General features: G+C 65.7%; 5 protein-coding genes. 1 reads left to right on the top strand and 4 read right to left on the bottom strand.

Features of this window, described 5'->3' with window-relative positions:
- Nucleotides 1–56 precede the first annotated feature (56 nt).
- The 3 genes from AB4Y86_RS13225 to AB4Y86_RS13215 form a co-directional block, all read right to left on the bottom strand.
- Nucleotides 57–482, bottom strand: coding sequence for a DUF3151 domain-containing protein (locus AB4Y86_RS13225; protein ID WP_441402677.1), 426 nt, complete (start codon nucleotides 480–482; stop codon nucleotides 57–59).
- 2 nt (nucleotides 483–484) lie between these two features.
- Nucleotides 485–1,504: a class II fructose-bisphosphate aldolase gene (gene fbaA / locus AB4Y86_RS13220; protein WP_441402676.1), complete on the bottom strand. Its 1,020-nt coding sequence runs from the start codon at nucleotides 1,502–1,504 to the stop codon at nucleotides 485–487.
- Between the two features lie 157 nt (nucleotides 1,505–1,661).
- Nucleotides 1,662–2,318 (bottom strand): TrmH family RNA methyltransferase, encoded by a 657-nt coding sequence (locus AB4Y86_RS13215; protein WP_441402678.1) that lies wholly within the window; start codon nucleotides 2,316–2,318, stop codon nucleotides 1,662–1,664.
- Nucleotides 2,319–2,427: 109 nt separating this feature from the next.
- Here AB4Y86_RS13215 and AB4Y86_RS13210 point away from each other — a divergent pair, with 109 nt between their 5' ends.
- A complete protein-coding gene (locus AB4Y86_RS13210) occupies nucleotides 2,428–3,294 on the top strand; it encodes an HAD-IIA family hydrolase (protein ID WP_441402675.1) in 867 nt (288 codons plus the stop codon).
- A gap of 26 nt (nucleotides 3,295–3,320) precedes the next feature.
- Here the strand turns inward: AB4Y86_RS13210 and AB4Y86_RS13205 are convergent.
- Nucleotides 3,321–4,302, bottom strand: a 982-nt coding sequence (locus AB4Y86_RS13205) for a thioesterase domain-containing protein (protein ID WP_441402674.1), incomplete at its 5' end; no start/stop codon positions are given.

Here is a 4,302-nt window from a genome sequence, read left to right as displayed (position 1 = left end):
GGCGCCCACCGAAAGGTGAGCGCCCGCCGTCGTCGTTAACCGTCGTTATTGCTGTGTCAGCCCTCGGCTTCGATGGCTGCCTTGGCCGTAGGGTCGGAGTCCTTGAGGAACTTCTCGATCCGCTCCGGCTCCTCGGCCTCGCCGATTGCCGCGGAGGCGCGACCCAGCGAGTAGAGGGCGCGCAGGAAGCCGCGGTTGGGTTCGTGCTCCCACGGGATGGGACCGACGCCGCGCCAGCCGTTGCGGCGCAGCGAGTCCAGGCCGCGGTGGTAGCCGACCCGGGAGTAGGCGTAGGAATCGATGGTCCGTCCTTCCTTCCACGCTTCCTCGGCCAGTACGGCCCAGAGCAGCGAGGACGTCGGGTGCTGCTCCACCAGGTCCAGGGCTTCCTGGCCCGCTTCCAGTCCTGCGTAGACCTCGGTCTCGGCAGGTAGCAGCGTGGGCTCCGGGCCCATCAGGTTTTTGCGGAACTCGTCAGACACGGCTAGAACGTCTTGCCGGTGGAACCGAGCTGCTGGGCTGCTTCGACCACTCGGGCGGCCAGACCCGCCTCGGCCGCCGCACCCCACACGCGCGGGTCGTAGAGCTTCTTGTTGCCGACCTCGCCGTCAACCTTCAGGACGCCGTCGTAGTTACGCAACATGTGATCCGCGACCGGGCGGGTGTAGGCGTACTGGGTGTCGGTGTCGATGTTCATCTTGATCACGCCGTAGGAGACGGCGTCCGCGATTTCCTGCTCGGAGGAGCCGGAGCCGCCGTGGAAGACGAGGTCGAACGGGTTGGCCTTGCCGATCTTCGCGCCGACCTGCTCCTGGATGTCCTTGAGGATCTCCGGGCGGAGCTTGACGCCGCCGGGCTTGTAGACGCCGTGCACGTTGCCGAAGGTCAGGGCCGTGATGTAGCGGCCGTTCTCGCCGGAACCTAGCGCGTCGATGGTCGCCAGGGCGTCCTCCACCGTGGTGTACAGCTTGTCGTTGATGGCGTTCTCGACGCCGTCCTCTTCGCCGCCGACGGTGCCGATCTCGACCTCGAGGATCATCTTGGCGGCTGCGGTGCGCGCGAGCAGTTCGCGGGCGATCCGGAGGTTTTCCTGCAGGGTCTCGGCCGAGCCGTCCCACATGTGCGAGTTGAAGATCGGGTTGCGGCCGGCCTTCACCTCGGCTTCGGAGGCGGCGAGCAGCGGCAGGACGAAGCCGTCCAGCTTGTCCTTGGGGCAATGGTCCGTGTGCAGGGCGATGTTGACGCCGTAGTTCTTGGCGACCTCGCGGGCGAACGCGGCGAAGCCCAGGGAGCCTGCCACCATGTCCTTGGTGGAGGCGCCGGACCAGTAGGCAGCGCCGCCGGTGGAGACCTGGACGATGCCGTCGGACTCTGCCTCGGCGAAGCCRCGCAGGGCCGCGTTCAGGGTCTGTGAGGAGGTGACGTTGACTGCCGGGAACGCGAAGCCGCCCGTCTTTGCGCGGTCGATCATCTCGGCGTAGATCTCTGGGGTTGCAATGGGCATGCTGACTCCTAAAGTGAATTTCGTCTGCGGGCTGGATTGACCCTGGAGTGAACCTCGTCGGCTACGCACCATCCTAGCCATTCCTCCTCCACCGCAGTGGTTATGGTCACGCGGGACTGTAATACGGCCGGGCGCTCCCCTTCGCTTAGGCGTGCTCTCACGGCTGCAGCAACCCGGGGAGTTGGCCGAAGACGTGCCGGCGGATCCAGGCATGCATCGCGATCGCGGCGGCCGAGGCGGCGTTTATGGACCGGGTGGAACCGAACTGCTCGATCGACAGCGTGTCGACGGCGGCCGCGTGAACCTCCGGGGTGAGACCCGGGCCCTCTTGGCCGAACACCAGAACGCAGTCACGGGGCAATTCGTAGGTCTCCAGCGGAACGGAGTCCGGGAAGATGTCGATCCCGATGATGGCCAGTCCCTCACCCTGGGCCCACGCGACAAAGTCATCCACGGTGGGGTGGTGGCGGACGTGCTGGTAGCGGTCGGTGACCATCGCGCCGCGGCGGTTCCACCGGCGTCGTCCGATGATGTGGACTTCCTTGGCCAGGAACGCGTTGGCGGTGCGCACGACAGTGCCGATGTTCATGTCGTGCTGCCAGTTTTCGATCGCGATGTGGAAGTTGTGGCGCCGCGAATCCAGTTCGGCCACAATGGCCTCGTGTTTCCAGTAGCGGTACTTGTCGACCACGTTGCGGCGGTCGCCATCCGCGAGCAGGTCCGGGTCCCACTGCTCGCCCTCCGGCCATTGCCCCTGCCAGGGTCCGACGCCGACCTCCGCCCTGGCTTCCGGCTCGCCGTCCGGTGCGGCCACGGTACTGGCGGCGTCGGGTTCGCTGGGAGTCTCGGGTTCGGTCACGACTCAACATTAGACTGGGAGCGGAAGCGGGACACTATCGGCGGCACTATCGGCGGAGGGCACCATGGCGGATCAATACGAAGACCACGGGACAGACCAGCAGTCAGATTCCGATGACGTGCGCTCCTCGTCCTCGGTGTACCGGAGCGGCCAGGAGATCGAGTGCTGGCTGACGGATATGGACGGGGTGCTGGTGCACGAAAACCAGCCCATCCCCGGCGCCTCGGATCTTATCCAGCGCTGGGTGGACACGTCCAAGCGGTTCCTGGTCCTGACCAATAATTCCATCTTCACCCCCCGGGACCTCGCGGCCCGGCTGAAGGGGTCCGGGTTGGAAATTCCGGAGGAGAACATCTGGACCTCGGCGTTGGCCACGGCCCAGTTCCTCAAGGATCAGGTGCGGGGTTCGGACTCCGGCAACCGCGCCTACACGATCGGCGAGGCCGGACTCACGACGGCGCTGCACGAGGCCGGCTTTATCCTCACGGACCAGGACCCCGACTTTGTGGTGCTCGGCGAAACCCGGACCTATTCCTTCGAGGCCATCACCATGGCCATCCGGCTGATTTTGGGCGGCGCGCGGTTCATCGCCACCAACCCGGACGCCACCGGCCCGTCCAAGGACGGCCCGATGCCGGCCACCGGTGCGATCGCCGCGCTGATCACCAAGGCGACGGGCCGTGAACCCTACATTGTTGGCAAGCCGAACCCGATGATGTTCCGGTCGGCAATGAACCAGATCGACGCGCACTCGGAGACCACCGCCATGATCGGGGACCGGATGGACACCGACATCATCGCCGGCATGGAGGCGGGCCTGCACACTGTGCTGGTCCTCAGCGGCATCACGCACCGGAACGACATCGCTGCCTACCCGTTCCGGCCCAACCAGATCCTGAACTCGGTCGCGGACCTGATGAACCAGATCTGAGGCCACCGGCCGGGACCGGGCAGCGGTTAGAAAGCGGTCTTCTTGCCGCCACCGGAGGGCAGCGGCAGGAACTCGTCCTGGAGCTTTTCGATCAGCGGCCGGTAGACAAAGGGACTCCATTGTGGGCTGGCGTGCGCGGGCCTGGCCCCGTCCGTCCGCAGCGAATCCGAGACCATATTCGCTTTGAACCGCAGCATCCAGGTGTCCCGTGCCGTTTCGTAGCTCACGGTATCGTCCGCGGGGTTGCCGATGAACGCCATCTTCACGTCCCCGAGCTTGCCGACGAAGCGGTTCAGGTCGAAGTGGTAGATGTACGCCGATTCGGTCTGGATCAGCACGCTGGACGGGGCGATCGGCGAAAGCTGTTCCAACGTCTGGTCCAGCACCTGGCCCCAGCTGCGTTCGTGCTTGTTGAGCACCCGCTCGCCGAGTTCGTAGCCGCCGCGCAGCACCGTGGGGAACCTGAAGCCGCTCTCGTAGAGGAACACCACCCCCTCGAACCAGCTCTGGTCCAAGACGTCGTACCTGCTGGCCGGGCTGGAATCGAGCAGGATGAACGCCACTTTGACGCCGTGCAGTTCCAGCAAGCGGGCGGCGACCTGGACTGCGACCATCCCGCCGAAGCTGTGGCCGTAGAAGTAGAGGGTGTCGAGCTGATTTGCCCGGACGTGCTCGATGACGGCGATCACGATTTTGTCGATGTCCAGGCCCACATTGGAATAGCCGACGGCGGCCAGCTGGCCGCGTTTGTTCAGCGAACCGCGCAGCGAGTTCAGGATCCACTGCGCTTCTTCCCAGCTGGTCTTGTACCCCGGGAAGAGAAACCAGCTGGCACGCGGGAAGTACCGCTCGGCGACGTCGTCGGGCACCGTAAGGACCTTGTTGACCCGCCGCTCGGCCTGCACCCGGCGGGTAAAGAGCATGTCCGCGGCCAGGACGGAGGCAGCACCCGCGCCGAGGAGGAAGTTCCGCCGCGAAAACCGCTTTAGCTCCGCGGCGTGCCGGAGC

Source organism: Arthrobacter sp. 2YAF22_2 (genome assembly GCF_052114645.1).
Classification (GTDB): Bacteria; Actinomycetota; Actinomycetes; order Actinomycetales; family Micrococcaceae; genus Arthrobacter.
The sequence above is the reverse complement of the archived record's forward strand: the minus strand, read 5'-3'. Positions and strand labels throughout refer to the sequence as shown.